The sequence below is a fragment of the Longimicrobiales bacterium genome, assembly GCA_028823235.1.
In the GTDB taxonomy this organism is placed as follows: Bacteria; Gemmatimonadota; Gemmatimonadetes; order Longimicrobiales; family Gaopeijiaceae; genus UBA2589.
The window spans coordinates 1-2,875 of the sequence record JAPKBW010000065.1; the positions used below are offsets into that span (position 1 = coordinate 1).

The following is a 2,875-nucleotide window of genomic DNA, read 5'->3' on the forward strand; positions in this document are numbered from 1 at the left end:
CGCCCAGGTGACCATGCCACCGCTCGTCAAGTTGGCGAACTGTGCGCCAGCGTTACCTTCCTGGGACTGTGCCGGGTCGGGTGCGATGATCTCGAGATAGGTGGAGCCGAGGGACAGAAGTGCGTTGCGTGTGCCGAGATCGACGTGCTCTCCGCCGTAAGCAGCTGGTACCCCGAACGTGTCCGCTGCCCATTCCATGCCTTCGTCTAGCGATGCCACGGCGTACATGAAGTGATCGATCCGCGTGGTCAGGATGTGTCCCCCTTGCTTTGGAGCCGGACCATGACTTCACGGTAATCCTCAACTTCCCCACGATTGAACTCATGTGATCTGGTCGAACCGTTCCGAGGGTGGTGGGCGCGGCTGGCTAACTCCCTCGCTCTCAATGTCGCACACCAAACGCCCTTCTGGCTGTCCTGCTGGGCGGGACGTAGCGTTAGAGCCGTGAGACTTGCTTGGCGTTGACCGCCTCCTCGATCAAGGTGCACGCGACGCGGGTACGAACCCCTTAGACGGAGACACCAAACATGTCAGACATCGAAGAAGTCAGGGCCTACCTGGCGAAAGAGAACGGTCTCGCCACAGTCAGCACAACCCAAGCCGATGGGCGGGTCCTGTCGAGCGTGGTCAATTGCGGGGTGATCGACCACCCCCTCACCGGTGCACCTTGCGTGGCCCTTGTCTCGGCCGGCGGCGCTGCCAGGCTGGGCCATGTCCGTCGCGGCTCGCAGGCAACCATCGCCATCCGGCGCGGCTGGACGTGGCGGTCGGTAACCGGCCCGGCCGACCTCATCGGACCCGACGACCTGCCTGACGGCATCGACGCCGAAGCCCTGCGGCTCCTGCTGCGCGAAGTGTTCCAAGCAGCGGGCGGCACCCATGACGACTTCGACGAATACGACCGGGTCATGGCAACCGAAGGCCGAGTAGCGGTAGTCGTTGCTCCCGATCGCATCCTGGGCAACTACTGACGAACAGAGGGTCCTACGGGGCTTCCAGGACTGCGACCTGAGGATCGCCGGTTCCGGTTCCGGGATCGACATGGAAAACGACTTTGGCGGGTGCTAGTTCAAGTTTGCGAGGAGCAGGGCACGAGCTTCATTGAGCGACCTGATCCGGTCTGCCGCGCTCCCGGGATCGCCACCGCTGTCGGGATGGGCGGCACGCAAGAGCAACCGGTAGCGCTCTCTGACCTTCTGGGCCGAGACGTCGTTCTCGTCGAATTCCATCAACTCGAGCGCTTCGAGCGCGCTCGTCGGCAGCAGGTCGTGAGCGGATTCACGAATCTGTCCGTGTTGCCACAGGGTTCTCTCCTCGACGCACTGGCGGTATGTCTGGAGAAGGTCCGGTTGGCTCTGAGACGCATACAGCGCAGCCAACAGGTGCGCTATCGGCGGGGTGTGGTTGTCACTGACCTCCAGGCACAATCGTCCGTTGGTGATGACCAGTCGATCCGTGGCGCGGGCCAGTCCGACCTGGTTTGTCTGGAGTCGGTACCGGACCTGTGGTTGCGGAATTCTTTGGCAGTTCTCAGCCAGGTGAAGCAATTCGTCGAGGTCAGCTTCAGACTCGGCATTCAGTTCACCAACAAATCTTGCGACGACTTTGGCGATGAGCAGGCGACCTGGGCGTCCGGCCAAGGCCATTTTGCCGAGGCTGAGTCGTCGTGTCGGAACAACGGACCGGGAGTGGAAGAACTCGAGAACGGCCCGCTCGTGAATTGTCATCCTCTACGTCCGATCTGTCCAAGATGTCCTTGGAATCTTACCCAGACGCCTGTTCGGCTTTCGCGGGGCGTACAGGCCAGGACAACACCGCGAAACCCCAGGGGTGCCGCCAATTGTGCCACCTTGGGGCTGATTCGATGAGAAGATTGCGGTCGATGGAACGGACATCGCTCATACCGCTGGTCGACCTCGCCGGGGCCTTCGAGCCCGGCCCACGCCGCGAGGAAGCAGTAGACGCGGTCCGTCAAGCTTGCCAGGACATCGGGTTTCTGGTGGTCACCGGCCACGGTGTGCCCGACGAGGCCATCAGGGGGATAGAGGCCGTTTCACGTGAGTTCTACTCACTTCGCCATGAGGAGAAAATGCTCTGCGTGGGAGGCCCTGGGGTCTTTCGGGGATACACGCCAGCCGAGACAACCGCGCTGGCACTGTCACGTGACGCCGTGACCCCACCGGACCTGTGCGAGGCATTCTCGATCAATCGCTTCGACGACCCCGAGGTCGCCCTGCAATCTGGTCTGCGAGAGGGGCGTGAGGCTTTCTTCGCCCCGAACATTTGGCCGCAACGCCCTGAAGGATTCAGAAGCGCGTTTGAGATCTATTACGCGGTCATGGAAGACCTAGCGAATCGCCTCATGGGACTGATGGCACTGGCTCTTGGGCTCGACGAGCACTGGTTCGACGACAAGATCCGTGACCACATCACCAATCTGACCGTCAACTACTACTCCGAACTCGAGCAGCCCGAGGCCCGGGGACAGCTTCGGCGAGGTGAACACACCGACTGGGGCAGCCTCTCCATACTCCATCACGACGGCGAAGCTGGATTGCAGATCAAGGCACCCGATGGCGAATGGGAACACGTCCCGAACGTCGCACAAGCGTTGGTCATCAACCTGGGCGACCTGATGGCGTTCTGGACCAACGACCGATGGAAGTCCACCTACCACCGCGTGGTTGTGCCCGAGGACCACTCCGCCGACCGCCTCTCGGTCGTCTTCTTTCACCAACCCGCGTACGACACCCTCATCGAATGTATTCCCACCTGCACGTCGCCAGACGACCCACCGCGCCATGCGCCAACGACTTCCGGGGAATGGATCCTGTCAATGCTCGAGAAGACCACCTATTGAACCGACTCGTTGGCG

Annotated in this window: 4 protein-coding genes; 2 read left to right on the top strand and 2 right to left on the bottom strand. The window is 61.7% G+C overall.

Annotation, left to right across the window (positions count from 1 at the left end; translation table 11 throughout):
- The coding region (locus tag OSA81_13545; GenBank protein MDE0900025.1) for a VOC family protein at positions 1–228 on the bottom strand (228 nt) is incomplete at its 3' end.
- A gap of 299 nt (positions 229–527) precedes the next feature.
- On the opposite strand from OSA81_13545, the gene OSA81_13550 reads away from it, so the two are divergent.
- Positions 528–971: a hypothetical protein gene (locus OSA81_13550; protein MDE0900026.1), complete on the top strand. Its 444-nt coding sequence runs from the start codon at positions 528–530 to the stop codon at positions 969–971.
- Positions 972–1,064: 93 nt separating this feature from the next.
- Here the strand turns inward: OSA81_13550 and OSA81_13555 are convergent, their stop codons facing one another.
- The gene (locus OSA81_13555) at positions 1,065–1,727 is read right to left on the bottom strand and encodes a J domain-containing protein (GenBank protein MDE0900027.1); all 663 of its coding nucleotides are present in this window, start codon (positions 1,725–1,727) and stop codon (positions 1,065–1,067) included.
- Between the two features lie 155 nt (positions 1,728–1,882).
- On the opposite strand from OSA81_13555, the gene OSA81_13560 reads away from it, so the two are divergent.
- A complete protein-coding gene (locus OSA81_13560; GenBank protein ID MDE0900028.1) occupies positions 1,883–2,860 on the top strand; it encodes a hypothetical protein in 978 nt (325 codons plus the stop codon).
- Positions 2,861–2,875 lie beyond the last annotated feature (15 nt).